This window comes from Streptomyces sp. NPDC102514, from assembly GCF_055584525.1.
In genome coordinates this window covers 558,336-584,424 of the sequence record NZ_JBVJLW010000005.1, presented here as the reverse complement: position 1 = coordinate 584,424, position 26,089 = coordinate 558,336, and the positions used below count along the sequence as shown (strand labels likewise).

25 protein-coding genes and 3 pseudogenes are annotated in these 26,089 nt (G+C 69.5%); 11 read left to right on the top strand and 17 right to left on the bottom strand.

Translation table 11 applies throughout. The annotated features are described in order from the left end of the window. Positions 1-662: 662 nt before the first annotated feature. A pseudogene (locus tag ACZ60E_RS16885) lies at positions 663-890 on the top strand (helix-turn-helix domain-containing protein); the annotation flags it as partial. Between the two features lie 594 nt (positions 891-1,484). Here the strand turns inward: ACZ60E_RS16885 and ACZ60E_RS16880 are convergent. From ACZ60E_RS16880 to ACZ60E_RS16870, 3 genes and pseudogenes are all read right to left on the bottom strand, one after another. Continuing rightward, positions 1,485-1,670 (bottom strand): annotated as a pseudogene (locus ACZ60E_RS16880) (helix-turn-helix domain-containing protein); the annotation flags it as partial. 487 nt (positions 1,671-2,157) lie between these two features. After that, the gene (locus ACZ60E_RS16875) at positions 2,158-2,406 is read right to left on the bottom strand and encodes a hypothetical protein (RefSeq protein ID WP_469441184.1); all 249 of its coding nucleotides are present in this window, start codon (positions 2,404-2,406) and stop codon (positions 2,158-2,160) included. 120 nt (positions 2,407-2,526) lie between these two features. Beyond that, the gene (locus ACZ60E_RS16870) at positions 2,527-3,672 is read right to left on the bottom strand and encodes a helix-turn-helix domain-containing protein (RefSeq protein WP_469441182.1); all 1,146 of its coding nucleotides are present in this window, start codon (positions 3,670-3,672) and stop codon (positions 2,527-2,529) included. A gap of 166 nt (positions 3,673-3,838) precedes the next feature. Between ACZ60E_RS16870 and ACZ60E_RS16865 the strand changes: the two genes are divergently transcribed. Together ACZ60E_RS16865 and ACZ60E_RS16860 are read left to right on the top strand one after the other, a co-directional pair. After that, positions 3,839-4,444, top strand: a complete 606-nt coding sequence (locus ACZ60E_RS16865; protein ID WP_469441181.1) for a hypothetical protein — start codon at positions 3,839-3,841, stop codon at positions 4,442-4,444. 1,180 nt (positions 4,445-5,624) lie between these two features. Continuing rightward, positions 5,625-6,155 carry a TerD family protein gene (locus ACZ60E_RS16860; RefSeq protein ID WP_469441179.1) on the top strand — a complete coding sequence of 177 codons (531 nt, stop codon included), beginning with the start codon at positions 5,625-5,627 and terminating at the stop codon, positions 6,153-6,155. 674 nt (positions 6,156-6,829) lie between these two features. On the opposite strand, the gene ACZ60E_RS16855 is transcribed toward ACZ60E_RS16860, so the two are convergent. The 5 genes from ACZ60E_RS16855 to ACZ60E_RS16835 form a co-directional block, all read right to left on the bottom strand. Beyond that, positions 6,830-7,084, bottom strand: a complete 255-nt coding sequence (locus ACZ60E_RS16855; protein WP_469441177.1) for a hypothetical protein — start codon at positions 7,082-7,084, stop codon at positions 6,830-6,832. 122 nt (positions 7,085-7,206) lie between these two features. Beyond that, positions 7,207-7,563 carry an STAS domain-containing protein gene (locus ACZ60E_RS16850; RefSeq protein WP_469441175.1) on the bottom strand — a complete coding sequence of 119 codons (357 nt, stop codon included), beginning with the start codon at positions 7,561-7,563 and terminating at the stop codon, positions 7,207-7,209. Further along, the gene (locus tag ACZ60E_RS16845) at positions 7,560-8,813 is read right to left on the bottom strand and encodes a SpoIIE family protein phosphatase (RefSeq protein ID WP_469441174.1); all 1,254 of its coding nucleotides are present in this window, start codon (positions 8,811-8,813) and stop codon (positions 7,560-7,562) included. The genes ACZ60E_RS16850 and ACZ60E_RS16845 overlap by 4 nt, the downstream gene beginning before the upstream one ends. Then, on the bottom strand, positions 8,813-9,622 hold the full coding sequence (locus ACZ60E_RS16840) for an alpha/beta fold hydrolase (RefSeq protein ID WP_469441171.1): 810 nt from the start codon (positions 9,620-9,622) through the stop codon (positions 8,813-8,815). Before ACZ60E_RS16840 ends, ACZ60E_RS16845 begins: the two co-directional genes overlap by 1 nt. A gap of 347 nt (positions 9,623-9,969) precedes the next feature. Next, positions 9,970-10,341 carry an STAS domain-containing protein gene (locus ACZ60E_RS16835; protein ID WP_469441169.1) on the bottom strand — a complete coding sequence of 124 codons (372 nt, stop codon included), beginning with the start codon at positions 10,339-10,341 and terminating at the stop codon, positions 9,970-9,972. 175 nt (positions 10,342-10,516) lie between these two features. Between ACZ60E_RS16835 and ACZ60E_RS16830 the strand changes: the two genes are divergently transcribed. Further along, complete coding sequence (locus tag ACZ60E_RS16830) at positions 10,517-10,996, top strand: ATP-binding protein (RefSeq protein WP_469441168.1); 480 nt, start codon at positions 10,517-10,519, stop codon at positions 10,994-10,996. Positions 10,997-11,130: 134 nt separating this feature from the next. On the opposite strand, the gene ACZ60E_RS16825 is transcribed toward ACZ60E_RS16830, so the two are convergent. The 4 genes and pseudogenes from ACZ60E_RS16825 to ACZ60E_RS16810 form a co-directional block, all read right to left on the bottom strand. Beyond that, positions 11,131-11,490, bottom strand: coding sequence for an STAS domain-containing protein (locus ACZ60E_RS16825; protein ID WP_469441166.1), 360 nt, complete (start codon positions 11,488-11,490; stop codon positions 11,131-11,133). Between the two features lie 139 nt (positions 11,491-11,629). Beyond that, entirely contained in the window at positions 11,630-11,902 is a 273-nt protein-coding gene (locus ACZ60E_RS16820) for an ANTAR domain-containing protein (RefSeq protein ID WP_469441163.1), read from the bottom strand. 25 nt (positions 11,903-11,927) lie between these two features. After that, a pseudogene (locus tag ACZ60E_RS16815) lies at positions 11,928-12,341 on the bottom strand (GAF domain-containing protein); the annotation flags it as partial. Between the two features lie 65 nt (positions 12,342-12,406). Continuing rightward, entirely contained in the window at positions 12,407-13,159 is a 753-nt protein-coding gene (locus ACZ60E_RS16810; protein WP_469441161.1) for a GAF and ANTAR domain-containing protein, read from the bottom strand. A gap of 615 nt (positions 13,160-13,774) precedes the next feature. On the opposite strand from ACZ60E_RS16810, the gene ACZ60E_RS16805 reads away from it, so the two are divergent. Beyond that, positions 13,775-14,110 (top strand): excalibur calcium-binding domain-containing protein, encoded by a 336-nt coding sequence (locus ACZ60E_RS16805; protein ID WP_469441160.1) that lies wholly within the window; start codon positions 13,775-13,777, stop codon positions 14,108-14,110. 186 nt (positions 14,111-14,296) lie between these two features. Here the strand turns inward: ACZ60E_RS16805 and ACZ60E_RS16800 are convergent, their stop codons facing one another. Beyond that, positions 14,297-14,761 carry a nitroreductase/quinone reductase family protein gene (locus ACZ60E_RS16800; RefSeq protein ID WP_469441158.1) on the bottom strand — a complete coding sequence of 155 codons (465 nt, stop codon included), beginning with the start codon at positions 14,759-14,761 and terminating at the stop codon, positions 14,297-14,299. A 291-nt stretch (positions 14,762-15,052) separates the two neighbouring features. Here ACZ60E_RS16800 and ACZ60E_RS16795 point away from each other — a divergent pair, with 291 nt between their 5' ends. From ACZ60E_RS16795 to ACZ60E_RS16785, 3 genes are all read left to right on the top strand, one after another. Beyond that, on the top strand, positions 15,053-16,120 hold the full coding sequence (locus tag ACZ60E_RS16795) for an alkene reductase (RefSeq protein ID WP_469441156.1): 1,068 nt from the start codon (positions 15,053-15,055) through the stop codon (positions 16,118-16,120). A 93-nt stretch (positions 16,121-16,213) separates the two neighbouring features. Beyond that, positions 16,214-16,711, top strand: a complete 498-nt coding sequence (locus ACZ60E_RS16790) for a MarR family winged helix-turn-helix transcriptional regulator (RefSeq protein ID WP_469441155.1) — start codon at positions 16,214-16,216, stop codon at positions 16,709-16,711. 983 nt (positions 16,712-17,694) lie between these two features. Continuing rightward, complete coding sequence (locus tag ACZ60E_RS16785) at positions 17,695-18,306, top strand: MmyB family transcriptional regulator (RefSeq protein ID WP_469441153.1); 612 nt, start codon at positions 17,695-17,697, stop codon at positions 18,304-18,306. On the opposite strand, the gene ACZ60E_RS16780 is transcribed toward ACZ60E_RS16785, so the two are convergent. Next, a complete protein-coding gene (locus tag ACZ60E_RS16780) occupies positions 18,225-18,902 on the bottom strand; it encodes a nitroreductase (protein ID WP_469441224.1) in 678 nt (225 codons plus the stop codon). The two genes, ACZ60E_RS16785 and ACZ60E_RS16780, sit on opposite strands and share 82 nt — an antisense overlap. Positions 18,903-19,000: 98 nt before the next feature. On the opposite strand from ACZ60E_RS16780, the gene ACZ60E_RS16775 reads away from it, so the two are divergent. Next, positions 19,001-19,591 (top strand): TetR/AcrR family transcriptional regulator, encoded by a 591-nt coding sequence (locus ACZ60E_RS16775; RefSeq protein WP_469441151.1) that lies wholly within the window; start codon positions 19,001-19,003, stop codon positions 19,589-19,591. Between the two features lie 1,261 nt (positions 19,592-20,852). Next, positions 20,853-21,056, top strand: a complete 204-nt coding sequence (locus ACZ60E_RS16770; protein ID WP_469441149.1) for a hypothetical protein — start codon at positions 20,853-20,855, stop codon at positions 21,054-21,056. Positions 21,057-21,267: 211 nt separating this feature from the next. Here ACZ60E_RS16770 and ACZ60E_RS16765 read toward each other — a convergent pair whose 3' ends face one another. Both ACZ60E_RS16765 and ACZ60E_RS16760 read right to left on the bottom strand, forming a co-directional pair. Next, positions 21,268-21,561, bottom strand: coding sequence for an ANTAR domain-containing protein (locus ACZ60E_RS16765; protein WP_469441147.1), 294 nt, complete (start codon positions 21,559-21,561; stop codon positions 21,268-21,270). A 1,785-nt stretch (positions 21,562-23,346) separates the two neighbouring features. Then, positions 23,347-24,318 (bottom strand): SGNH/GDSL hydrolase family protein, encoded by a 972-nt coding sequence (locus ACZ60E_RS16760; protein ID WP_469441144.1) that lies wholly within the window; start codon positions 24,316-24,318, stop codon positions 23,347-23,349. A gap of 506 nt (positions 24,319-24,824) precedes the next feature. On the opposite strand from ACZ60E_RS16760, the gene ACZ60E_RS16755 reads away from it, so the two are divergent. Continuing rightward, the gene (locus ACZ60E_RS16755) at positions 24,825-25,061 is read left to right on the top strand and encodes a hypothetical protein (protein ID WP_469441142.1); all 237 of its coding nucleotides are present in this window, start codon (positions 24,825-24,827) and stop codon (positions 25,059-25,061) included. 57 nt (positions 25,062-25,118) lie between these two features. Here ACZ60E_RS16755 and ACZ60E_RS16750 read toward each other — a convergent pair whose 3' ends face one another. Further along, the gene (locus ACZ60E_RS16750; protein ID WP_469441140.1) at positions 25,119-25,526 is read right to left on the bottom strand and encodes an STAS domain-containing protein; all 408 of its coding nucleotides are present in this window, start codon (positions 25,524-25,526) and stop codon (positions 25,119-25,121) included. Positions 25,527-26,089 lie beyond the last annotated feature (563 nt).

Here is a 26,089-nt window from a genome sequence, read left to right as displayed (position 1 = left end):
AGGACCCTAGACAAGTCCCATCGTTGCAGGTCAGGAGCACTCTCCGCTTATTTGATCAAGCCTCGGACGTCCCACCTCGTGAAAGCGCGAGGTTAAGGGCTGTCCCGTAAGTGATCTTCGAGCCGGTTGGGATAAGAGCCCCGCACACGGGTGACCGAGTCCTGATGGCAGGATGATCGGCCCGACGATCCTGAGGGGCCATGTCCGTGCACACCCCTGCCGACTACCTCGAACTGGCGCATGCCGAGAGCGACAGCGTCGTTCTGCATCGACTCGCGCGGTGTCCGTACCCCTTCGTCTGGCAGGCGCTGGCCGCCAATCCCTCCACGGCGCCTGGCACTCTGCTGGAACTGAGCACGGCCCAAGACAGCGCCTGGAACGACAACAGGCTCCTTTGCCTGCTGGCGGAACATCCGAGCGCGGACCACACCGTGCTGCGAGCCGTCCGTGACGCCGTGGCGGCGAAGCTCACCGAAGGCGAACGACCCTATGCCGCCGTACTTGTGCTGGCGGGACGGACGGAAGTGGCGGCGGCAGAAGTGCGACAACTCGGGACTTTGCGTGGGGCTTCTGCGCGTCTGCGCAGTCAGCTGGACCGGCACCTGGGGCTCCGTACTTGACCCGTGTCCATCCCGGTCGGCTCCAGGTGGAACGATCCTGGTGTGACTGCAGTGATCACGGCGTCGGGCCCGTCCTGGACAGGCCTTTTCACCGGGCTGAGCCCGCGCTGCTTCGGCAAGCTGGTGACCGCCGTGCGGCGCGAAACCGCTACCGAGCTCCAGCGTGGGCGGCCCTGGGGGCTCCCGCTCGAGGATCGCATCCTGCTTGTCACGGTCTACTGGCGAACGAACTTGACGATGCGCCAGATTGCTCCACTGTTCGGCATTTCGAACCCGGTACAGCGTGACCAACGCCCTACGGACCAGCGCATAACCGGCAAGTGCCTGATCACCGCCGGCGGCGGCCAGGTCGACCGCGCGCTGTGTCCACCACAGCGCCGCACGATCGTCTCCGGTCTCCTGCACCAGCCAGCCCACGTACTTGGCGTACCGGGAACCGAGCGCCAGCAGGCGACGCCTGGTGGAGCTGTCGCTCTGCGCCGACAACTCCCGCAGCGTGTGTGTCTGCGCGATCAGCACGGGCAGGAGCAGGCCGGGATCCACGGTCTGACCGAGTCTGCGGTAGTGCGTGAACAGGGAGCGTGAGGCTTCCAGCATGCCCGCGCCGGCGGTTGGGGAAGCCGGACCTGATCCGTCCAACCTCCAGGTCATCAGCGAGGCGACACCGGCATTCATCACCTCACGCCGGCCCACGGGCCCGAACGAGTTCGGGCCGTCCGATGACAACTGCATCATCCAGTTCTCCTCCTCGACCCGGCCCGGCGCCGACATGGCAGGTGAGTCGAGGGCGGCAGGGGTGCTCAGGGCGATCAGTGCCCCGTCGGCACCGAGTGCGGCGTCGCACAGCCGCGCGAGATCACGGCCGGGCGCCTTGATGCCCCGCTCGACCTTGCTGAGCTGCGCCTTGCCGTAGTGCACGAGACCGGACAGGTCCGTAAGGCTCAGTCCGGCTTCCAGACGCCGCTTCCTCAGTTCCTCGCCGAACGGGGTGGACGGATGTAGCGCGGGAACCTCCCGAACCCGGTCATCCGGGTCGAGGCGGTGCTGCACGAAAGAGTGCGGCACCAACTCCCGGACGGACAAGGCGATCGAAGCTGTTTCCCGTTTCCTTCTCCGACGCCGGGGCGCGGCAAGCTCATGCGGGGCAGTTGAGTTCCCCAAGGGCCGGTGCTCGTGTTTCCGGCGGCGGCTGGGGTGCCTTCGTTTCAATGCGTGCGAAAGGGCGCTTGGGCGCCTGAGCCGAGATGCGGTCCGTCCGACACCATGGATCCGCACGATGACTCAAAGGGAAGCACAAGGAGGTCTTCGGCGTGCCCCCGCCCACGTGGCTGGGCCCGCGGCACAGCCGACGAGCCGCTTTATTAGCATCGGTGCCCGGGGGGCCGCCAGCGGCGGTGGTGTCCGAGGCGCACACCGTCACCGAAAGCAGCGAGCCCCGGCAGCCGGGGGTGGTGCCGAGTGCGGTTGCCGTCGTCCGCGTACGCGAGCCCCGGCGCCAGGACGCTCGCCAGGAGCACCGCGGCGGCCGCCGCGCGCCTCAGCACGTGCGTGCCCCGTCCGGTACGTAGTCGGTCACCATCCAGCCGTTCGGCCACTTCTCCGCCGTCACCGGCGCGACGTAGAGGCGCGGCTGGTTCGCCGGGAGGGGAAGGACCTTGTTGGTGCGGGTGTCGATGGTCTGCCACTTCGACAGGTCGACGCAGTCCTCGATCGTTGCGGTCGGCAGCTTGGCGACCGCGTCGAGCGAGCTCACCTTCGCGTCGTGTCCGAGCTCGCCCCGGATCACGTGCGCTGTTCCTTCATGTGGGCCAGATCCGAACGGAACTTCGACAGTGCGTCGGTGCTTGCGTAGTTCTCCAGGTCGGTGCCCTTGGCAACGGCCTTCCCGTTCGAAGTTGCTCATCGGTCACCCGGTCTGTCCAGAATCCGAGTCTGTGATCCAGCGCCCTTCGGCGGAGTCGTGCACGTACGCCGGCCTCCCCCTGGTCCCGCTCGTGCGGAACGGCTTCCCGCCGTCCATGATCCGCACCGTCCCCGTACGGCCCCCGGCGCTCCACTCCAGCTCCAGGTACCAGCGGCAGTCGCAGCCCGCCGTCCGCGCGGAGACCAGCAGCTCCTCGGGGTCGGAGGAGGTGACCTTGTACGGGAAGGAGACGGCCGGGATCTTCCGGACCTTTGCGCCGGAGGCGTCAAGGCCGTCGACGGGCCTCGCGAGTGGGCGCGGTCGGTCGAGGTCCACGGCGAAGTGGCGCGGGGTGACGGCGCCGCCACAGCCGTTGTCCATCCGGTACGCGTTCCACGGCAGCGGCGCGGCACGGTCGACCACGCGCACGTGCAGGGCATGGAGGACGACGGCGTCGGACGGCGACCGGCCCTGGACCGTGACCCGCACCAGCGCCTCCCCGCCGTGCACGGCACCGTGCGTCCCGGCCCACGCCCCGGAGTCGGCCGCGACCGGCGGCGGGGCGACCGCGCGGGGGGCCCGGTCCACGAGGTAGGTGTGCCCGCAGCCGCCCTCCCAGAGCTGGGAACCGATGCTCCAGGTGAAGGGGAGGGGGGCCGCGGTCCGTCCCGGAGCGGTGGAAGCGGGACCGGGGGCGGAAGCCGTACGGGTTGGGTGGCCGAGCAGGGCGGCGGCGAGGGCGAGCACGACGAGGCCGACGGCGGCGGCGACGAGGAGGGGAGCGGGGGCGCCACGACGGGGGCGGGCGCGGTCCGCCTCCGGCGCGGACGGTTCCGGGTTCGATTCCGGCGCGGCCGACACGGCTGGCACAGGCGTGGGCGCGGGCGAGGCCGCTCGGCGGCGGGCGCGGTCCGCCTCCGTCCAGGCCGCCTCCAGGGCCCGCCGTTCCTCCTCGTCCGCCCCGCACAGCAGGGCGAGGCGGTCGACCACGGCGAACTCCTGTGGGACGGTCGCGCCCGAGCAGTAGCGGTGGAGGGTGGACGCGCTGACGCTCAGCCGCCGGCCCAGCGCCTCGTAACTCCTCCCGTCCCGCGCCTTGAGCGCGCGCACGAGCCCCGCGAACTCCTCGACGGCGGCGTCCTTCGGCATTCCATCCCCCTCGACCCTGCGTCCCACCCTCACGTCCTTGCACGTCAGCGGGGGTGGAATGGTTCCGGGACGGCTGGTGGGAGCGTGATCGTTGCAGCCGGCGGGCGCCGGCCCCACGCTGGTTGAGCACTGACCGAACGAATGACCCGACGGGGGATCCACCACCATGAACAAGCTCCGCACCGCGCTCGCCACCGCAGCCGCTGCCGCACTGGGCCTCGCGGCCCTCGCCGCAGCCCCGGCGCAGGCCGCTGCCCAGCCCGCCTTCCTCGCCGCCTCCCAGATGCCGCCGTCGTCGACGCCGTGGACCGCCACCCAGGTCTTCACCGGCGTCCCGGAAAACGGCGGCGTCCTCTGCGCTCCGTACAAGATCCCGGCGCAGAACACCCGCTACCGCGAGTTCAGCACCGAGCTCGACACCAACGGCGTCCAGGTCACCACCGTCGCCCGTACCGAGGCCGACGCCGTGAAGCTGGTCGACACCCTCCGCGGGGCCCTCGCCGGCTGCGGCCCCCTGCTGGAGCAGCAGAACCCGGGCCTGCAGGCCGTCAGCGCCTCCCACGGCAAGCTCGCCGTCGAGGAGGGCGCCTGGGTCTACAGCCTGGACACCGCCGACGCGCAGATCGGCATCTCCGACATCCACCTGTTCTCCGTCGGCCGCGACGGCCGCACCGTCACCCTCGTCCGCTGGGGCCAGATGGGCGACCTCGAGGACGCCCCGCTGACCGCCTTCCGCACCACGACGAAGACCGCCGTCAACAAGCTCCACTGAGCCGGGGCCCCCGAGGGCTGACCACAGCTCGACAGCGGCGCGGCCGGAACCCGGGCGCGCCGCTGTCGAGCCCACCTGCTCCGCCGGCGGCGACCACTTCCTGGCCTTCACCAGCATCGCCTGCACCCTCTTCTGCTAACGCAGACTCGCCAAGTGAGATGGTCTCTCAGCGTCAGGAACGTAGCCGCGCTTCCTGGAGCCGCCATGCCGAACAGCCGACACCGAAGAAGGCGACGATGTCGTTGCGATGTGCGGGCTGCTGAAGACGATCACCATCCGCATGCCACACACTCGCCGATGGCCGCGTCGGCGAACGCACCGACTCCGACCAGCCTGCGAACAAGGCAGAACGGCGGCGAGCACGGCACTGCACAGATCCATCGCCGCCCCCACCCGTACCTGCCCGGCCGGCAGGAGAGGACCATCGCTACTTGTCGACCGTGACGCTCGTTTGACGCTCCAGGCACTCACACGCAGGACGGCGAGCTGAGAAACTAGCTGTGACCTGGACTTTTCCGTGATCCGCTCAAGCCAACACCTTTCCGATGACGGCGCACGTGGAGTGTGTAGCGATCCTGGAGCCTGTCCCGAGAGGTGCCTGACCTGCGGTTTTGTGGATCTGGTGGGTTGTTCGACCTGTTTCCCTCCGTGTAGCGGTTCAATCGGGCGGGTCTCTCCTTGAGAGCTGTCTGACCTGCGAGTTCGATGAATGCGCTGCATCGGGGCGACGCTTCAGATGTCTCTTCGGGGATTCTTGACGCTCGGGCGACGCTCGTGATGGCGTCTCTACCGAGCCTTCGCGTGAGCGGTGCCGGCGACCGCTTGGTTCCGCGTTCGCGTGCGAACGCGTGCCGGTACGGGCAGTCCTTTTGCAGGGAAAACAGCAGGAGACGATCGTCCGGTATACGGTCCGTGCCCGGCTCACCTCTGGCTGCCGGGCGTTTGGTGCCGGGATCGTCGGAGTACGGGGCAGAGATGCGCTGTTTGGGGTCCAGTGACCGCCGTGCCCGCCTGAAGGCGGTACCGGAGATGCTGGAGGTCGTCCGGGTGAGCGGTTGTACCGTGTGTTGGCGGGGCAGTGGATCTTCGGGGTGGGCTCGGGCATCAAAAGGCAGGTTGCAGGACATGCTTTGGGCGGTTGACGTGTCTGTGTGGATCTCGTTCGGGTGAGGGGTGTCGGGTGGGTGCTGTCGTGGGCGGGTTGGACAAGGTGGAGGTTCGGCTCAAGTGGGATCCGAGTCCTCTGGGTGAGTCTCCGCGGCATCTCGACATTGTGGCGGCGACGTACGCGGCGGACGATCCGTTCGGTGAGCCGGTGTATCTGGTGCACTACGACAGTCGTTCACCGGACGGCACGATCAACATGAGCCGTCACAGCCAGACCGGTCAGGGATTCGGGTTCGTCGAAGAGATGTCGTTGGAGTTCGACCGCCTGTCCAGTGCCTACTCCAGGGTGGTCGTGGGCGTGGTCATCCACCAGGAGCCGGACGCGAGGACGTTCGCAGAGATGTCGAACGCCGGGATCGTGATCGTCAAGGGTTATCAGGAACTGCTCACGGACGACTTCTCCGGTGTGGCGCATGCGGCCGCGACGACCCTTGCGCAGTTCACTCGTGACGACTCCGGTCACTGGACCATGCACGAGATGATCCGGGGATCCGACAGTGATCCGGCCGTTTTCATGGCGGAGATGGGTGCGGTCCGCCCCTGACCGACAGGCCCGTCCTCTGGCGGCGGCGTCGTGCACGCGAGGACGCGGGCCAGGCAGGGTGGGAGGGGCCCGCGCGGCAGCAGCTCCGGTGCGCAGTCTGCGCACCGGAGCTGCTGCCTGAGGTGACCGCTGCCAGGACGGACGGCAGTAGGCTCCCGGTGCCCAACCAGGCCAGGCGCTCGTTCACGTATTTCGCAGGACTACCGAAACACGTCTCACCGCGTCCAACAGCGCTCCCGGTCGGGCCGCTGATGTCATCTGCCGCCGGGGGAGTACGGTGTGCGCGCTCTACCGGCGTACCGGCCCGGGACGGGATCCTGGCAGGGGGCGAAGGGAGCGTGTGCGGCGGTGTGCGGTGCCGGGCGCTGCTGCCCAGGGACGCGGGTCACGTCGGCGGTACTGCGACACGGTGTGCCGGAGCCAGCACTTGCGGTGGGTGCGGCGCCTGAGGCTGGGCGTCGGTTGCGGGTGACCGCGGCGGAACGGTGCCGTCCCGGCATGTACGGGGGATGAGAACACCGCGCATCATGCAAGACCTGCGCCGGTGTCGTACGCACCACCTTGCACGGCGGACACCCGTGACCGAGCTGGATCGGCGCCGGAGCCACCTTCGACAGGTGGAACGCTTCCGGTGTCGGGGCCTGTGGGCTGTCCTCGCATCAGGTGCGGTCTTGTCACTGGTCGGACTGCCCTGGCTCCTGGTGAGGGGGCCCTACGAGATTGACGGCGCGTACGTCGACGAGAAGGAACTGGCCAAGGGGTCCGCCGCCCTCGTCACCGGCCTGCGGACCGCCGTGGTGGCTTTCGCCGCGGCTCTCGGTGCCGGGATCGCGCTCCTTTGCACCGTGCGCACCTGCCGCCTCACCCGCCGCGGCCAGATCACCGGCCGTTTCACCAAAGTCCGCAATCTCAATGTGCTCGGCCGCCACAGCTCCACGGCCGGCGTCCCGGTCGCTGGTGCCCTGCGGCCCCTGCGCGCCCCGGATGCGCCGGGACTCGATGACGACGAGGGCGGGCAGTACTGGGCCGGGTACGGCTGCCGGGATGCCGGTCAGCCGTTCGGGGGCGTCCAGGCGGCCTCGGCTGCCTGGGCAGTGAGATGGGTGGGGAAGACCTGGTCGAGGCCGACGATGGTGAAAATCCTGCTGACCCTGTCGGGGACGGCGGCCAGGACGATGGTCGAGTGGGCGGCGAGGGCGACATTGCGGGCGGCGATCAGGATCGTGATGCCGGTGGAGTCGCAGAGGGTGAGGCCGGCGAGGTCGACGACGAGTTGCTGGCCCGGCTCGATGAGCAGGCCGGAGAGGACGTCGCGGATCTCGGGCGCGCTGTCATGGTCGAGTTCGCCGGCCAGCTCGATGACGGGGCCCGAGGAGGTGGTGCGGGTATCGACGCTCAGCCGGCTCACTGCTGCTCTTCACGGTCGGGGCGGGGCACGCTGATGGCCAGGACGGCGGTGTCGTCGTCCACCCCGGTGCCGAGGGTGTCGAGGAGTTCGCGGATGGCGCTGATCGTGAGCCGCGCTGTGGTGGGGGCCAGGGTGCGGCCGAAGTCGAGGAGGGCGTCGTCGCCGTAGCGGTCCCCCCGGATGGCGGTGTGGGCTTCGGTGAGGCCGTCGGTGTGCAGGAGCAGGGTGTCACCCGCATCGAGACGGAAGGTGGTGGTGATGATGCGGGCGTCGGGCAGGGCGCCGATGAGCTGGCCACCGGGGGTGGGCAGGTAGTCGGCGGTGCCGTCGGCGCGTATCAGCAGTGCGGGCGGGTGCCCGCCGCTGGCCAGGGTGATGGCGAAGCCGCCCTGGTCGCTGTCGGGGGTGAGCAGTCCGAACAGGACGGTGCAGAACCGGGGGTCGGTGCCGTTGTACTCGTGGTTCAGCACGGTGTTGAGGTTGCTCAGGACGGCGGCCGGGGTGGGGTCGTAGACCGCGGCGGCTCGGAGGGTGTAGCGGGCCAGGGAGGTGACCGCGGCTGCGGCGGCGCCCTTGCCGCACACGTCGCCCATGAACATGCCCCAGGTGCCGCCGCCGAGGGGGAAGAGGTCGTAGAAGTCGCCGCCGACCTCGTCGGCCGAGGCGATGTGGTAGTGCGCGGCCACGTCCAGACCCGGCACGTTGGCCAGCGCCGGCGGCAGGAGCGTCCGCTGGAACGCGGTGTTGATCCGCTGGAGGCGTTCGCGTTCGCGCTCGGATTCCTGGCGGGCGCGCAGAAGTTCTTGTTCGTAGGCGCGGCGGTCGCGGGCGTCGAAGACGCTGGTGCGGATCAGCAGCGGCTGCCCGCTGCTGCCGGTCTTGACCGTCGAGGTCACCAGGACCGGCAGGCGGCTGCCGTCGGCCGCCTTCATCTCCAGCGCGATGCCGCTGATCTCGCCCTGCATGTGGAGCAGCGGTGCGAAGTGCGTCTCGTGGTAAAGGCGTCCGCCGACGGTGAGCAGGTCGGAGAACTTCCTGCGGCTCACCAGGTCGTCGCGCTCGTAGCCGAGCCAGTGAAGGAGGGTGGTGTTGACCTTGGCGATCTGCCCGTCCAGGAGTGTGGACAGGTACCCGCACGGGGCGTTCTCGTACAGGTCCTCGGCGCTGTCCTCCAGCAGTGCGGAGAACGTCTGTTCATTGTTCGCGCGCTCATTCGGGTCGCGGTCTTGGCCGCCCTCGGTCTTGCACATCACCGCAACGCCGCTGCGAACGCGGTGATCGCCTCAGCGGTTTCCTCAGGAGCGCTGAGCTGGGGGCAGTGTCCGGTGGCGTTGAGGGTGACGAGCCGGCTGTCCTTTATCTGGGACTGTACGAAGGCACCGACCCCGGGCGGGGCGATGGCGTCGCTGGAGCACTGGGCGACCAGCGTGGGCACCCCCACCCCGGCCAGGTCGGCGCGGTTGTCGGACAGGAACGTCACGCGGGCGAAGACCCGCTGAATGTTCGGGTCGGTGGCGCAGAAACTGCTGGTCAGCTCCTCGCCCAGCTCGGGGCGGTCGGGGTTGCCCATGATGACGGGGGCCATGGCGCCCGACCAGCCGAGGTAGTTCGCGTCCAGGGACTGGAGCAGTTCCTCGATGTCTTCGGCGCTGAAGCCTCCCCGGTAGCCGGCCGCGGGGTCGTCGATGAAGCAGGGTGAGGGAGCGAGCAGGACCAGGCCCGCGAAGTACTCGGGGTGCCGGGCGGCGGCCAGCACGCCCATCATCGCGCTCACCGAATGTCCTACGAACGTCACCGGCCCCAGATCCAGCTCGCGGCAGATCTCCAGCACGTCCTCCACGTATCCGTCCAGGCTGGAGTACCGCTCCTCGCTCCACGCCGAGAGATCCGAACGACCCGCGCCCACGTGGTCGAAGACCACCACCGTGAAATCACGTTCCAGCACCGGCACCACCAGACGCCACATGTTCTGATCGCATCCGAATCCGTGCGCCAGCATCACCACCGGCCTGTCCGCCTGGCCGGACACCCTCACGCGGTTCCTGCTTCGCACGTCCATGCGGCACATCCTCGCAGAGACGCTGAAGCGAGAAAGTCGTCGTCTGAACTGGGTCACGAACGCGCAGAGCGATTCTCATAGATGTTCGTCTGTGAGTAGATGTTCATCTGTGAGAGTTCTGCGGGGGCCTCGCAGCGATCACGTTTCCGCAGGTCGCCGATGGACCTGCCCCCGACCTGTTCAGATTCCATGCTCACCGGCTCAGGGTTAACCGCTGCACCGCTGCACCGCTGTTCCCCGAAGCCGCGGCCTCCAGAGAACCTCCGAGAGGAGGAACACAGGTTCGCTCCGTCCGCCCGGCCGGGCCGTGGGCGAGTGAGGTGGGGGTCTGTCGCTGCCGGCTCTGGTCAGCTGCCGCTGGTGAGGGCGTCTTCGAGGGTGGGGTAGCAGTGGATGACGGTGTCGAGGCCGACGAGGTTCAGGACGCGGGCGACGGAGGGGGTCGCGGCGGCGATGCGCAGCCGTCCGCCGGTGGCGCTGACCGTGCGGTAGGTGCCGGCGAGGACGTTGATGCCGCTGGAGTCCATGAACGTGACGCCGCCCAGGTCGACGACCAGGTGCGGTGACGGCGTGCCGGGCTCGGTGTGCAGGGCGGCGGCGAGGCGGGGACAGACGTCGGCGTCGATCTCGCCTTTGACGGTCACGACATGGGTGCCGCCGGCGATGTGGTGCTCGATGGAGAGTCGGTGGTGCGGGCTGGCCTCGTGGATGATGCTCACCGTCTCTTCAACTGTTGCACTGGCTTAGAGTGCCGGGGGATGCGCCGCGATTCTGCCCTACCGATCGGTCACCACACACCGGTGGCGTCCAATGGCCGCTTTCCGGTGGTATGGGTGGCCTGATGGCGGGTACACGCGGGTGTTCAGCACATGACGAGGCGAGGGGCAGGGTGAGTTGGACTCCGACGGCGGCAGTGCCGGGCGTACGGTGCCCGAGCCCGGCCTGATACAGGCGGGCTACGCCCTGGACGGGCGGGACGGCTGTATCGCCCAGGCCCGCCACCACGCTCTGGCCTTCCTGGACCGGGTGTCCGGCGAGCAGGTGCTGGTGGTGCCGGCCCGTGCGAGGGATCTCACCCAGCTGGTCGTCAGCGAGCTGGTCACCAACGCGCTCAAGTACGCGCCGGGCCCGGTCCTGATGGAACTGGGGATCACCGCGGAACGGGTGGAGGTCATCGTGTGGGACAGCGAACCGGTCGCACCGGTGGCCCGCAGTCCTGATTCCGGCCGGATCGGCCAGCACGGTCTGGAGATCGTCGAAGCGGTCAGTGAGTACGTTGCCGTCTGGCAGGAACCGGTGGGCAAACGCGTCACGGCACGGATAGCCCTGCCGGACCCGCCCCCGTCATCCAGCGCCCCTCCCGCGATCGCCTGAGCCGACAGCCCACAGGGGACGTGTGCAGCGCGCTGCACCACGAACACGATCCCGCTTCCAGGATTCGTATGTCCTGCGGCGGGGTGCCCGGCATACGTTCGGGCACCCGCGGTCGCGGCGCCGGCGTTCTCGTTTCAGGGGCGCGCGGCTGTGGTGGCTTCCAGGAGGCTGGGAAAGATCCGGAACGCCCGGGTGGTTCCGGTGGTCGCAAAGACGCGTTCGGTGTGCGCGGTGAACGGGCCGGCCAGCCAGGGCCGCTGCTCCCTGAGGTGTCTCGGCTTGAGCAGTTCGTACAGCAGGGGTGTGGTCATGAACTCCACGCCGGACAGGTCGACGACGATCTGCTTGCCGGAACGTGCAGCGCAGGCGAGGGCCAGTTCGACCAGCTCCTGGTCTGCGGCGCCGCGTACTTCTCCTCGCAGAAGAACGACGAACAGGTCCGTGCCTTCCGACATCACCTCCACCGGGCTCGGCGGCGGGAAGCGAGGGTCCATGCCTTCATGGTGGTCCTGCCGGGCCGGAAGAATCCAACAATCGGCTGAACCGATCAGCGCATGGCTCGTGGTCCGTCCCTGACAGCGACAGCGCGGGGGCTGCTGCTGCGGGACGGCGGTGCACGCGGGGTGGTGCGGGTCAGGGTGGGCCGTCGTTCAGGTCGAGGTGGTCGTGGACGACGTCCTGGGCCACGTCGGTCAGGGGGCGTTCGCGGGTGAAGGCGTAAGCGCGCAGGCGGGCCAGGGCCTGATCGAGGGGTATCCCGAGGTGGACGCTCAGGACACCGGTGGCCTGGTGGACGACCGAGCGGTGCAGGGGAAGCTGCTGATGCCCGCCAGGGTCCTGGTGCGCGCCGAGGTCCTGGATACCGGCAGGGGCCAGAAGCTGGATGCCCACTGCTTCGGCCAGCACGAACCCCGGTCATCTGGCGACGGGAGAGGGGACCGGGGGCGGCCCGGTGGCCGGTCAGAACCCCCAGACGGATGGCACCCACCGCCAGCGGCAGAGCCACGACACAACGGCAGGACAGATCCCGGACTGCGGACAGCAGAGCGGGCCACGAATGCCCGGCCACTGCGTGCAGATCGTTCACCCTCACCGGTTCCCCGCTACGCGCGGCCCGCTGGCTTGGTCCCTCACCGAGGGTGTACTGCAGGTCCTCCAGGGCGATACCAGTCGTGTCGGCCGCCTCGAACCAGACCAGTTCGAGACCGGAACTGTCGAGCACGGAGACACTCACGCCATCGAGTCCCAATGCCCGGGCACACCGGGCTGCCGACAGCGCCGACAGCCCTTTCCCCGACGCCGCGGCGGCGGCCACAAGCGCGACGAGATCAGCAGCGGCCGGCATCTTCAGCTCCTTGTCTGCCGCGGGCCGAACCCGCTCGCCCCCGCACCTGCGAGCCGGGGGACGGTTCAGCCCCGCTCCGGCGGATCGGCCGGCAGGGCGAACACGTCAGCGCCCACCACACCCTCGATGTTTTCCATACACACGTGCTTCAACGGTTTCCGGTGTACGCGGGCATGAGCGCGTATCCGGGTGAACGCGGCATCCGTGGTGATGGCCAGGCGGGCCCTGAGCATCCCCTTGGCCTGCTCGATGATGATGCGGCTGTTGAGCGCCGTCTGCAGCTGCCCGACACGCTCCGCCTGATCACGGCTGAGCCGCTGGTGCAGGACACCGATCGTCGCCGCATCGGCCAGCGCCTGACCCAGACGCAGATCAGCGGCCTGCAAACCCTGACGGCTGGTGTGGAAGAGATTGACCGACCCGATGGTTTCCTCCCGCAACCGCAACCGCAACCGCAACGGCAACGCGGCCACCGACCGGAACCCGGCGGCACGCGCCGCCACGGTGAACCGGGGCCAGCGCCCCGCCGACGCACCGGCCGTCAGGTCCACCGGTCCGACGACGCACGCCTGCAGGCAACTGTCCCGGCACGGCCCCTCACCAGTCTCGACCTGCAACTCCTCCAACCGGTGAACACTGTCGGCGGAAGCGGTGACGTCCACCAGCCGCCCCAACGCATCGACCATGACCACCCCGGACGCGGACACATCCAGCAACCCGACCATGTGATCCGTCAGAACATGCAGGAAATCAACCAGATGGAACCCACCCACCCATGGTGTCCGCCAGCTCAAGAAAAGCCCGCGCCAGCCGTTCATCACGCTCCGGCTGCGCCACCCCGACCACCTCATCCGACCCCAGCCCGGGCCAGTCCGGTCCGGCACGACCAGGCCACACCCGCTTCGTCCCCCCACACTCATTGTGACGCCGCGAGTCCCTGCCCGGAACGCTTTCCCGCAGACACGACACACAGCTTCACCCGCCAACGCCACCCACTCGCCTCATCACCGCCCGAACCACCGATCCCTGCCCGGCAGGCCTCGCGCTGACGCTGGGACGTCGGACCGAGGAAGGCTGCAGGGGCGGCTCAGTGCGAACCCGTCTCCCCCTGCCGGCGTTGTGTGTGTGGGCATGCGCCCTGGTGCGGCGACGAGTTGGACGATTGAAAGGTCTGCTTTCCAGCAGCCGGTGACGGCTTCCCCGCGTGCGTTCCGCAACGGTCTACGAAATCGCCGGCCGGGAACGACGCCCAGTGCGGCCTGAACTCCCGTTTACAGTCCCAGGAAACCCCTGCTGCTCGCTGTCCAGATCGTGGTGCGTTGCTCTTCTGCACCGAGACGAGCAACTGAATGTGAACAGTCTCCCTGCCCAGTAAAACCCCAGCTCAGCAAGTGTCGACCCCGCGCCTGTGGGGATACCCCCCGTGGAGCAGGATGGTCCGTCCCGAGTCTTCCGGGACGGCCGGCGCGCCACATTCCACCGTGACCGTGAGGACAACAGCCGGCAACCGCTCCGCCCGATCCTGCGCCCACCGTCACCGAGACGCAGAAGGCGAAAGTCACGGTGACCGTCACGTCCGGTGTCGCCGAGCTGCAGGTGAAGACTCTCGCGAGGACGGCGTTACCGACGACGACATTGACAGCAGCAGCGTCTACTTCGCCAACTGCGCTGCGGCTCGCGCGGCGGGCGCTGCCCCCGTCCGCCGCGGTGAACCCGGGTGCGCGTCGCACCTCGACCGGGACGGCGATGGGCTCGGCCGCGACGCCTGAGCGACCTGATGTCGGCGTACCGGGTCGGCCCCTCAGCCGCGTGCCCTTCGTCCTCCCCATCTGTCGGGGCCAGGTGGGCCTCACGTTCCACGGCTTTGAGGCGGTGGTTGATTCGGTAGCCGGGTCCCTTGACCGGGGGGCGACGTGGCAGGGGAGGTCTTTGCGCGGTGGCGAGGACGGATGGGGTCAGCGGCGGGTGAGGCGGATGACCGGGATCTCGCGGTCGGTCTTGGTGGCGTACTGGGCGAAGCGCTTGGAGGCGGCGGCGATGCGCTGCCAGGCCCGGTCGCGGTCTGGGCCGTGGATCTGTTCGGCGCGGACCGCGACGGTGCGGCCGTTGTAGGTGATCTGCGCGGCGTCGGGGTGGGCGGCGAGGTTGGCGTACCAGGCGGGGTTTTTGGCGGCGCCGTTGGCGGAGGCCGCGATCAGCCAGGTCTCGCCGTCGGTAGTGGTGTCGGGGAACCAGCAGACCGGTGACTGGCGGGGCCGGCCGCTCCTGGCGCCGACGGTGGTGAGGACCAGGGCGTCGAGGCCGAACATTTTACCGCCGCCGTTGCGGACGATGCGGCGCATGGTGATCTTGTTGAGCCAGCGGACGGCGGTGCCGGGCTGCGGTGCCCCGTAGGTTCCGGGGCCGGTGGTGAAGCTCATGGGTCCTCCTCATTGCTGCCGGTGCGGCGCGGGCGGGGTGGGGGCGGCAGAGACGACTGAAGGTCACTTTATTGTCCGGGCACACTATGTGCCCACCCTGTGCTGCCATGTTCCCCCGGGTCTGGCTATACAACGACTTGGCATGCCGTTCGGCATGCACTTTTTCCGAAGCCGGAATGGTAGCGCAACTTTGATTGTTCGAACAACCAAGTACGGTATTTGGTGGCGGCCGGTCAGGCCGCAGCCACCGTGAGACCCCGGCCTTGCCGGACGATCTGAGGAGCAGGGACCATGTCGAAGGCGTTCGAGCCGTACGAGCTGGGCGGCATCCGCCTGAAGAACCGCATCGTGATGGCGCCGATGACGCGCAGCCGCGCCTATGGGGACGGGCAGAGCCCCACCGAGCTGATGGCGGCCTACTACGCGCAGCGCGCCGGTGCCGGCCTCATCATCACCGAGGGCACCCAGCCTTCACGTGTCGGCCAGGGATACCCCGACACCCCCGGCCTGCACACCGCCGAACAGGTGACGGCCTGGCGCCGGATCACCGACGCGGTGCACGCCGCAGGCGGCACGATCTTCGTCCAGCTGATGCACACCGGCCGTGTCGGCCACCCGGGCCTGTCCGGCCTGACCCCGGTCGGACCGTCCGCGATCGCCGCCGCCGGGCAGGTCTACACCCACGACGGCCCTCAGGACTTCGTGACCCCGCACGAGCTGACCGACACCGAGGTCCGCGCCACCATCGAGGAGTTCGCCGCCGCCGCCCGCAACGCGGTAGAGGCCGGCTTCGACGGCGTGGAACTACACGGCGCCAACGGCTACCTCATCCACCAGTTCCTCGCCCCCGGCAGCAACCAGCGCACCGACGCCTGGGGCGGCAGCCCGCTGGCCCGTACTCGCTTCGCCGTCGAGACCGCCAAGGCCGTCGCCGACGCGATCGGCGCCGAACGGGTCGGCCTGCGGATCTCCCCGGCCAACCCGCTCAACGACATGGACGAGAGCGACGCCGCCGACGCCACCTACACCGCGCTCGTCGAACAGCTCGCCCCGCTCGGACTGGCCTACCTGCACCAGATGGAGGCTCCCGACGCCGCCGACCTCGTCGCCCCGTTGCGCAAGGCATGGCCGGGCACCTTCATCCTCAACCCCTTCACCGGCCACGAGCCCACCGGCCCCGACGCCCTGCAGCTGATCGAGGACGGCACCGCCGACCTGATCGCCTACGGCGCCCTGTTCATGGCCAACCCCGATCTGCCGGCCCGCCTGGCCGGCGGCGGCCCCTTCGCCACCCCCGACCGCTCGAAGTCCTTCGGCGGTGACCACACCGGCTACACCGACTACCCCGCCCTGGGCTGATCCCCTCCGAGACGGGGCCAGGGCGCCGAGCAGGGACCCGGCCCCGTCCCCCACACTGGACGCGGCCCACGCAGTCACCGCAGGAGGAGCCCCGTGCCGACCACCCCCGACACCCCGGACAGCGCCTGCCCCACGAATGATGGGCAGCTCGGCCGCGCAGTCTTCCGCGTCGCCCGTCTCCACCGCATGCTCGCCGGCCAGCTCCTGCGTGAGGTCGGACTCCACCCCGCCCAGGAACTCGTCATGATGGAACTGTGGGAACGCGGCCGGATGCGCCAGGTCGACCTGGCGCAGGTCCTCGGCGCCGACGCCCCCACCGTCACCCGCACCGTCCGTCGCCTGGAACAGGCCGGCTTCGTACGCCGCGTCCCCTCCGATACCGACCGACGCTCCATGCTCGTCGAGCCCACCGCCGCCAGCCTCGCCCTGCGCGAACGAGTCGGACGTATCTGGCTCGACCTGGAGACCCGAGCCGGCGAAGGACTCACCGATACCGAACGCGACCAGGTCCTCGCCGTCCTCGGCCGCATCGAGACCAACCTCGCCCGCCACGCCGATCCCGACGGCACCGCCCCCCTCGACGACTGCTGACGACCACGGTCCACAAACCGTGCACGACCGACTCCCGACCGCAGGCACGAGACGGCCCGCGAGACCGGCGAAGCCGTCACACAGTCCACGGCCTGAAGACCGAGTTCTCCGACACCGAAGAAGCCGTCCCGACGGGCTCCGTGCACGCACTGGCCCACTTCTGGCAGTGGGTCGGCTCCGACGGGATCCGCGCCCTCACCGGCTGGAACGAATGCCGCTCCGCCTTCGCAGACGGGATCGAGGAACACCGCCTGGCGTACGAGGCCTTCATCCGGAACCGAACGGTCACCGCTGCGCGACCTGGGGCGTACGAGAGGAGTGGCGGACGGCCAGGTGCGTCCGGCTCGCCTGTCGGTCCGGGCTGCGGGCACCGGTCGGGCTGGCCCGAGGGCGCGGTCAGGGCGGGCCCGATCGGGGGCTCGGGGCGAAGCCCCGTGGCCCCGGCCGGCGGGGCGCTGCGGTTGTTTTTCCGCTTTCATCAAGTGGGCGGATCTGCTTGCCCGGTGCAGATAAGCAGCACAGAGTGGGTGGAGTCTCAGCCGGGGACAGGCTGTCCGCGGCTGACGACTGTCCGGGGCGGGCGGAGCGGAGGTCTACTGGAGTCATGATCGACGGCCGCGAGCCTTGCTGATTTCCTCTGCCGTCGCCGGGAGTTGCTGCGCCCGACCGACGTAGGTCTGCTTGAGGCCGTGCGACGGCGTACGCCGGGTCTGCGTCGTGACGAGGTAGCCCAGCCGGCGAACATCTCCACGGACTATTGCGCCCGCTTGGAACAGTGCCGCGGCGCGAATTCCTCCGAGGCCGTCGTGGCATCGCTGGCCCGCGCGCTGCGATCTCGACGAGCGTGATCACCTGCACCACCTGGCCGGCTTTTCCGCCCCGGTCCGTTGTTCGGGCGGGTACGTACGGCCTGGCGTGATGAGTCTGCTGGAGCGGCTTGACGATGTCCCGGCGTGCGTCGTCAGCGATCCGGGCGAGATGCCGTGGCAGAACACACTGGCCGTGACCACTTTGGGGTGGACCGGTGGACCGGTGGGCGCGGTGGTGCCGGCCGCTCGGCGAACATCGTCTGGCGGTGGTTCACCGAGCCTGCCCTGCGAACCTGCTTCTCGGAGGCGGACCGGCCACGGCATTCTCTGGCGCACGACAGCGATCTGCGTGCGGTTCTCGCACGGCGCGGGGGTGATGCCGATGTCACCGATTTGGTTCACGGCTTGTTGGAGCGCAGCGAGGAATTCCGGGCTTTGCGGGAGCGCCACGAGGCGGCGGTGCGCCGCTTCGACCAGAAGGCATTTCTGCACCCTGAAGTCGGTGTCCTGCACCTGACTTTCGAGTGCAGGTTCTACGTGACGAGGTCGAAGACCGAGGTCACCAAGGACGCCATCGCCACGATCGGCGGAGCCGGCGTCGCCATCGCCGAAGGTATCCTGTGCCCCCAGCTCAATCACCCCGTCGCCACCGGTGTCTGTATCGCCCAGGCCTGGACCTACACCCGGGCACCGGGGCTGTCTGGTCAGTGGTGGAAGCGCGTCGTTTTCTCCAGGGGCTCTCGGCCGACGGTAACCGTGTTGACCGGGGCTGCGGGGTCCGCGTAACCGAAGGCGATGCCGAAGAGCAGCTTTCCGCCGGTGACGCCGAGCGTCTCGCGCACCGTGTCGGCGAAGAAGCTCATCAGTGCCTGGGGGCAGCTGGCCACCCCGTAGGCGTTCAGGGCCAGCAGCAGCGTCTGCGCGTACATGCCGACGTCGGCGGTCAGCCGCGGGTCGCCGGAATCCGGTGCGAAGACCATCGCGACGTGGGGTGCGCCGTAGAAGCTGAGGCTCTGGAGGTCGTAGGCGGCGCGCAGTTCATGGTCGTCGCGGTCGATACCGAGAGCCCCGTAGAGGGCGGCGCCCATCGCCGCGCGCCGATGCTGGTGCGCCGGTGTGAAGGTGTCCTCGCTGAAGGGGAAGTCGACGGTCCGTCGCCCTGCCCGATGGGCGGCTGTGAGCGCCTCGGCGAGCGTGTCCCGTGCGGTCCCGCTGGCCACCTCGACCTGCCAGGGCTGTGTGTTGGAGTTCGACGGCGCGGCCCCGGCCAGTGCGAAGGCGGCCTCGATCGTCTTGGCCGGAACGGGTTCGGGCAGGAACGCCCGCGTCGCGCGCCGGCCTCGGATGAGCTGCTCCGCGGCACGGGGGAGCCCACTCGTCATCGTGGTCACGCTCTCTCCTTAGGTATACGTATGCGTTTACTCGGTGGAGCGTAGCCCAGGCCGCGGCGTCATGTAAACGCTGACGTATACTTCGGTGTATGAGTGACGAACCGGTACGCCGGGCCGGGCGGGGCGGCCGGGAACGGGTGCTCGCCGCCGCGGTCAGCCTCTTCGCGCGACAGGGCATCGCCGCGACGACGATGGAGGACATCGCGGCCGAAGCCCCGGTGTCGAAGCGGACCCTCTACGCGCACTTCCCCACCAAGGAGGACCTCGTCCTGGCCCAACTGGACCAGCTCCTGAAGTCCGGGATGACCATGCTCGAAACGCTGAGGCGCACCGACCTCCCGCCCCGCGACCGGCTCCTGGCGATGTTCACGGTGTGGCCGTGGCCGGACGGGGTCGTCCGGGGCTGCCCGTTCATCGGCGCCGCGGTCGAACACCCCGACCCCGCCGGCCGGGTCCACCACTTCGCACGCGAGCAGAAGCACGTGATGCTCACCCTGGTGACGGGCCTCATGGACGAACTGGGCATCGCCGAACCGGACCTGCTGGCAGAACAGTTCGTCACCCTCGCCGACGGCGTCTCCAGCCGCGCGATGGTGCTCAACGACCCCGACTACGGCCGCCACGCCCGCGCGGCAGCCGAGACCCTCCTGGAACACGCACCACGCCGCGCCGCCGACTGAACACCGCAGGCCCGGCCGGAGGAGGTCAGGCGGCGCACCCCACCCACGGAGCACGGGCGCAGCCTTGTTGACGTACCTGTGCCCGGTCGGGGCGGTCCCCACGGCGGCACCATTGTGGGGATCGGCCGCTGACGGCCGGTCGGCCCGGCATCGGGTAGAGCAGCAAGTACTGCATCAGGGAACGGTCGTGGAACGAGACATCAGGTAACCCCGCCGGATTCAACAGGTGCGTATCGGCGCAGGTCCGGCTGCCTGGTCGGGGATTCTGTTTGTGGACACCGAGGCTGGTGGGAGGGGGCCGGTACGGAGACGGTGACCTGGTCACACCGGGGACCGTGACTGCTCAAGTCGGCGTGGGGCAGGTGGCGTGCGCGCGGTGTCATCCCCGACAGGCCGCCCGACTGCCGTACAGGTTTGCCGGTGTGTCCGTGGCCACGCGCGGCCGGGTCGGCCTCCCGACCGCGCGCTACTTTGCCCGGCGCGTCTGCAGTGCGGCCAGGCACGCAAGTCCGGGGTCCGGGGACCTTGAGACCGCCGCCCACCTCCGGACGACTAGGTACATGGCCACTCCGGCCCGCCCACGGTCTCCGCGCCCCGCCATTGTCCCGTCGGACGATGCCCGACGGGTTCAGATTCAGGCGAAGACAGTCCTGAGGGCCTGTCCGTCTGCGACGGTCCCGCCCGCGCGGCGCGGCGAGTGGTCCGGGCGCAGCGCTGGGCAGCGCTGTTCAGCACCACCCGTGGTCACCGCACGCGGCGGGCTCTGGGGGCGGCCCCGTATGCCGACTGCCCGGCCTTCGCCCGTGAGCTGAGAGCCGTTGGCGTCGGGCAGTCGCCCCGCGCTGCAGGTTCCCAGTTCCTGAGCCGTGGCCGACTGTCTGCCGGAGCTGGGCTGGAGCCGCATCGCCGACGGCACGGCTCCAGCCCTCAGCGCTCCCGGCGTGTTGGGCGGGGCAGCTCCCCCGTGCCGTGCCCCGCCAGGAGGGCGCCTCGCGCGGGGACCGGTCCGGGGGAGTCCCGGTCCCCGCGTTCCCGGCCGTCGCCGCATCCGTCGAGGCCGGAGACTTCCAGCGTGCCACCGCGGGCATGCCCTGCCCGCCCGTCCAGGAGACGTAATCTCCCGCGCCCATACGGTGGTTGGGTCACGTACCCGCGGTCCGCGGTTGAGGGTACGAGCGCGGTGCTTACGGCATATGCTTGGATTTCGCCGGAAGGTGGCATGCGAGAGTGTGCCGGCGGTGAGTCTCGCGGGGAGACACACATGCACATGGACATCCTGACACCCGCTGTCCGCAGCAGGTACGACGCCTACGTGGAGCATCTGCGTGCCTGCCGCGAGTGCCCGCACGGCGCAGGACGGCGGTGCCCGGTGGGCACGCAGCTGGTCCGCCGTTACCTGGAAGCGATCAGGAGACTGAGCGCTCCCTCCGCGCTGTCGCAGAGACAGGGGGCGGCAGAAAAATGAAGCGGGCGACGCGCTGCGGCGCGTGCTCCTCAGCGTGACGGGCAGGCCGATAGCGCAACTCCCTGCGCACATGCCGGACACGGCGGCACTCCGGCGGAGGAACGGCTCGGGCAAGGGCGGGCCGGTGCCGCTGCGCAAAAGCGTCCCAGGCGCACACTCGGGCGACTCTCCGGGGCGGTTCGCGGATCCCCGAGACCACCGGGTCACCCGTTCATCCCGGGCTGTTGCGGCCGGGCTCGGGTCTTCGAGCGGCGTGTACGAGCTGGCGTTGCAGTTCGGCGTTCAGTTCGGGAGGCAACTGTTGGGTGCGGGCGAAGTCGACCACATGTTCCGCGACGGTCCGCAGTTTGACGTTGGTGTGCTGGGAGATCCTCCGCAGCACCTCCCAGCCCTGCTCCGGCGTCAGCCGTCCCACGGCGATGACGACGCCGATCGCCTGGTCCACCACCGCGTGCGAGTGCACCGCCCACTGCAACTGCGCATTCTCGTCCCGAAGTTCTTCCACTTGCTGTGCTGTGTGCTCCTCCACCGCATCAGGAGCGGCAGACGTGGCGTCGGCTGTCACTGTCGTCCCCTTCCTCATCGACCTCGGCACCAGAAGCCCGTATGAACTGGGCGATCTCGATTTTACGAGATGACCTACACCTCGACCACAGCCGTGACCTGTAGTGACCGGGGTGGGAGAAGTTCTTGGATGGACCGGATGTCCGGTGCCGCGATGTCAAGCCACGGTCGGGGTGTCGGCCTGTACCGAGGGCAGGGAGAAGCCGGAGACGGCCCGGTCACCAGGGCGGCCGTCGTCAATCGTTGGATCATGACTGCCTATGGGGGGCACAGGGCGCCCCGCGCGAGGTCTGAGCCCGGGGGAGTCTCGGATTCCCTCGCGCACTCCGGCCGTCGCCGCACCTGTGCGGCAGCGGCCCGACGTGCACTGTCCCACCGGTCCGAGCCTGTAGTGCGTGCCAGAGGGGGCCGGCGCTTGTCCGGGAACGGTCTGGCGGTCTCGGCTCGAGCAAGGCTCCCGTGCGAACCCCGTTCGTGATCCCTGTTGCTGGGGCAGAGCGCTTTCCGGGCGTGCACGGTGGGGCAAACGGGTGAGGGGCCAGCCGGTTGGCCGCAGTGGTCGTTGAACGGTCATGAGCGTTTTCGGTGACTGTTCGCCTCCAAATCCAGGTGCCCGGCGTGCCGCGCAGCTCAGGCCGCTTGCACGGCATGTGGAGTACGGCAGCACAGATGCGCCGAAGTCCGTCCGGGGACGGAGGAGTTCAGGTCTCCCCCGCGCGGACGGACGGCAGAGACCATGGCTGCCGTTTCCGGCGCAGGCCGCTGGACGGTCGCGGCGAGAGCGGTGCTGATCGTCTCCGCCACCCTCACGATCATCGCCGCGACGGTGTCGACCGTCCTGCGCGCCGGCTCCTGAAACCACGGCCCGCAGCACAGGTGCGACGCGTCATTCCTGTTGGGGGTTCGCACCCGTGGCGCACGGTCCGGTGGCACTGCCGTCCCTACCCGTGGCGCTCCGGGGAGGGGTGGCGGGAGCTGGCCCGACGGCGTCCTCGGGAACGTGGGGACCGCCTTCGTGCGCGGCGTCGCCGGCTTCTTGCATCTCGGTGCACCAGCGGCAGTCGGTGACGCACGAGGACGGGCTGTCTTGCCAGTAGGCGCCGAGGAGTTCGGCTCGCACACCGGAGGTGTATTCGTCACGTTGGTGCGGGTGCCGGCTCATGCCCGCCACAACCCCGGCACGGGCGGCGGGGTTGCTCCCGTCACGCCAGATCAGTGACTTCGTGATCAACCCGGGACACCAGGGCCGTCCTGTGAGGGGCCTCCCGGCACGCTCGCGTTGCGAAGGAGGCCTGTGACTACGAGCGCTACGCCGGGCACCGCGTCCGGGGGGAGTGCCTGCGGCACGATCGGCGGGGGACCGGCGCCGTCAGCCATACTCCGAACCGGCAAACCGCTGACAGGGCCGGCGTAGGCCGCCGGGAACGGTGGCCTGCCCGTCCGGCGGAGTTCTTGCCGTGGACGCGGACCGGGTCCTCGCCCTGGCTCGGGCCACTGCCCGTCGAAGCCTTGCACGGCGTCGGGTCGAGGCAGGTGGCGGCTACCACCTCGGGGAAGGCGGACGCCGGCGGTGTGCCGCGCCGGGAGTGCAGGATGACCTGGCCGCCGTCGACGCAGAGGAGTGCCTGGGAGTCGTCCTGCTCCGGCTTCGCGGCTGACAGCCTGTGGCCGGGACACGAACTGCCTCCGGCCGTCAGGCCGGAGGCAGTTCGCCGTCGGGTGCGGGCTATTGCGGGGCGATGGCGTTGAGGATCGCCGATGCGACGTGGTCGGCGGCGTTGCGGTGGCCGCGGGCGTTGGGGTGGACGAGGGACGGCCGGTCGTCGTGGTCGAAGATGCCCTCGACCCACTTGCCGGTATCACAGACGCTGTGGTTCTGGGACGAGTCGTAGAGGTCGACGAACGTGGTGGAGCTGTGGCCGTCGGCCGACTTCTCGATGGTCTTGTTGAGGGGTTCCAGGACGTCCTCGCGCAGCCAGTCCAGGTCGCCCTGGGTGATCGAGAGGAACTGGTGCTGGTCGTTGTACCGGCACTTCGACGCATCCCTGGGGATGATCGTGGGGTAGCCGACGGTCAGGATCTTGGCGTGAGGGCCCTTCTCGTGGAGCTTGGCGAGCATCTGGTCGTAGTCGCGGCTCACCTGGTTCAGCTTGCCGGGGATGCTCGCGGCCAGGTCGTCCTTGCACGGCGTGCCCACGCCGCCGCTGCCACCGCCCAGCTCCAGGCACTTGAAGAGGATGTCGCCGAAGCCGAGGGTGTTGCCGCCCACTCCGACGGTGATCACGTCGGTGCCGGGCTTGACCGCCTCGGACTGCGGCGGCACGGGAGGGAAGGGGTAGTCCGGGTCCTCGGGGAAGCCCGGCACGCTGTGGCCGATCGGCTGCTGGGCCCTGAACGTGACGTCCTGGATCGTGGCGGCGCCGCAGCTGACGTTGGTCAACTCGATCAGCGAGCCGAAGTCCCGGTCGATGACCTGCGGGTAGGACCGGTCGGTACGCTCGCAGCCGTCACGGGGGTATTCGAAGACGTCACCGGCGGCCGGGATGACCCCGGCGGTGTAGGAGTCACCCAGAGCGACCCACTCGTAGGACGCCGCCGCGGCGGGCTGCGCGCCGGCGAGCTGTACGGGGGCGAGGGCGCCCGCGGCGAGAGCGACGGTCGAACCCAGCAGTGCCAGGTGCTTGCGGAAACGAGCCACGAATCCTCCAGGTCTGACGGCGTTGGTGCCGCTACGACCATATGGAGGGCGTCACTCCATGTGCTAGATCCAATACGGACAGTCATTGAAGGATGATGAGATGCCCATCGTTTGCGAGTCGGTTCAGCGTGTCGACCGGATGCGTCTGACGCCCGACCGTCCCGGCACGGCAATTGTTCGGCGCACGGAGGAACGGGGCCGGCTCGCACGGTCGCGGCTCGGCCCGCAGCGCCCGGCGGATGTCCTGTTATCGATCAGGGCGGAGATCGACCCGCACCCCAGCACGACGGAGACACCGCGGCCCGGTTCCCGATCGTTCCGCAGGACGAAAACGAAAAGCGCACCGCGAAGTTCCGCGCCTCTCGCCCACACCCGCCGGGCAGAGCCTGGCGCAGTCGTCCCCGCATCGGCGGCCTGACAGTGTGCTTGCGCCGTGTGTGCGAACGCGGGTGTGGCGGTGGGCTGGTCCCGCGTGTCCCCGGAGTGGCCATGGTCGTTGCCCGGTCATGAAGAAGATCATGAGTGTCGCCGCCATCACGCTGGCCGCTGCAGGGATGGCTTCGCCGGCCGTCGCGGACAACGACAGCAACTTCGGGCCCGGCGCGAACGCCGCCGGCAGCGGGAACTTCACTGCTGCGGACGTGTGTATGCAGGAGCTGGCGGTGGTTCCCGCGCTGGCCGACTGGACGGGGGAGCACCGCAACAACTGCTCGAACGGCAACGTCATCGACCACGCCCGCTGACTCTGCCCGGACACAGGCCGTGGGTCGGACCTGACGGCTCGGCCGGCTGCTGTGGCGTCAGCGTTGTGGGGGAACACCCGGGCGGGGCGGCGATGGGGCGTCGGTGGCGTCCTGGACGGTGGGGAACTGTCGGAGGACGGCGTCGGTGCCGGTCATGTCGAGCAGGCGGGCCACGTTCGGGGGTGTCGCGGCCAGGCGCAGGTCGGTGCTGCGATGGAGCTGCAGCAGCAGGTTGAGGAATTCCGAGTCGGTGAAGACGACGTGTTCGAGGTCCAGGACCAGGACGGGCATGGCCGCGGCGGCTTCGAGGAGTCTGGTGCGGTGGGGGGAAAGGGTGTTCAGGTCGAGCTCACCGTGGATGGTGATCACCCATGCACCGCCGCGGGCGTAGCGGTCGCCCATCACGTCGAACACCGTGGCGGGCAGCGCGGATCGGCGGGGGTCGGGAGAGGACGGCGCACTCACCGGGACAGTATGCCGGGGTGCGCCGCGGGAGACGACCCTGCGTCGGCCGTATGTGCCGGTGTGCCCGGTCGGGGATCTGGGACCGCCGCCCGGTGGGGCGGCCAGGTGTCGGCCACTCCGGCCGGTCCACGCTCTCCGCGTCGTGCCGTCGTGCCGTCGGACGGTGCGCGGCGGGTGGAGATTCAGGTGAGGACGGTCCTGAGGGCCTGCCCGTCTGTGACGGTCCCGTCCGCGCGGCGCAGTGAGTGCCACGGAGGGCGGCGGGCACGGTGTGGATCCTGCCCTCCCCGCTGTCGCTCGGGGGAGCGCTGCGTGGGATTGCCCGGCGCCTCGCCGGGCATGTGATGTGTGAACGGCCCGCACCGCAGACTGTCGGTCCCTGCGTCGTGGTCGACTGTCTGCCGGAGCTGGGCTGGAGCCGCATCGCCGACGGCACGGCTCCAGCCGTCAGCCCTCCTGGCGTGTTGGGCGGGGCAGCTCCCGCGTGCCGTGCCCCGCCAGGAGGGCGCCTCGCGCGGGGACCGGTCAGGGGGAGTCCCGGTCCCCGCGTTCCCGGCCATCGC

What these genes read in the sequence shown, in the direction of transcription:
- ACZ60E_RS16810 (WP_469441161.1), bottom strand. Translation starts at nt 13,159, where the DNA reads ATGAACGGCTGGCGCGGGCTTTTCTTGAGCTGGCGGACACCATGGGTG.
- ACZ60E_RS16795 (WP_469441156.1), top strand. Translation starts at nt 15,053, where the DNA reads ATGTCGAAGGCGTTCGAGCCGTACGAGCTGGGCGGCATCCGCCTGAAG.
- ACZ60E_RS16755 (WP_469441142.1), top strand. Translation starts at nt 24,825, where the DNA reads ATGAAGAAGATCATGAGTGTCGCCGCCATCACGCTGGCCGCTGCAGGG.
- ACZ60E_RS16845 (WP_469441174.1), bottom strand. Translation starts at nt 8,813, where the DNA reads ATGTGCAAGACCGAGGGCGGCCAAGACCGCGACCCGAATGAGCGCGCG.
- ACZ60E_RS16800 (WP_469441158.1), bottom strand. Translation starts at nt 14,761, where the DNA reads ATGAGCTTCACCACCGGCCCCGGAACCTACGGGGCACCGCAGCCCGGC.
- ACZ60E_RS16770 (WP_469441149.1), top strand. Translation starts at nt 20,853, where the DNA reads ATGCACATGGACATCCTGACACCCGCTGTCCGCAGCAGGTACGACGCC.
- ACZ60E_RS16775 (WP_469441151.1), top strand. Translation starts at nt 19,001, where the DNA reads ATGAGTGACGAACCGGTACGCCGGGCCGGGCGGGGCGGCCGGGAACGG.
- ACZ60E_RS16780 (WP_469441224.1), bottom strand. Translation starts at nt 18,902, where the DNA reads ATGACGAGTGGGCTCCCCCGTGCCGCGGAGCAGCTCATCCGAGGCCGG.
- ACZ60E_RS16870 (WP_469441182.1), bottom strand. Translation starts at nt 3,672, where the DNA reads ATGCCGAAGGACGCCGCCGTCGAGGAGTTCGCGGGGCTCGTGCGCGCG.
- ACZ60E_RS16840 (WP_469441171.1), bottom strand. Translation starts at nt 9,622, where the DNA reads ATGGACGTGCGAAGCAGGAACCGCGTGAGGGTGTCCGGCCAGGCGGAC.
- ACZ60E_RS16825 (WP_469441166.1), bottom strand. Translation starts at nt 11,490, where the DNA reads ATGGACCCTCGCTTCCCGCCGCCGAGCCCGGTGGAGGTGATGTCGGAA.
- ACZ60E_RS16805 (WP_469441160.1), top strand. Translation starts at nt 13,775, where the DNA reads ATGGTCCGTCCCGAGTCTTCCGGGACGGCCGGCGCGCCACATTCCACC.
- ACZ60E_RS16865 (WP_469441181.1), top strand. Translation starts at nt 3,839, where the DNA reads ATGAACAAGCTCCGCACCGCGCTCGCCACCGCAGCCGCTGCCGCACTG.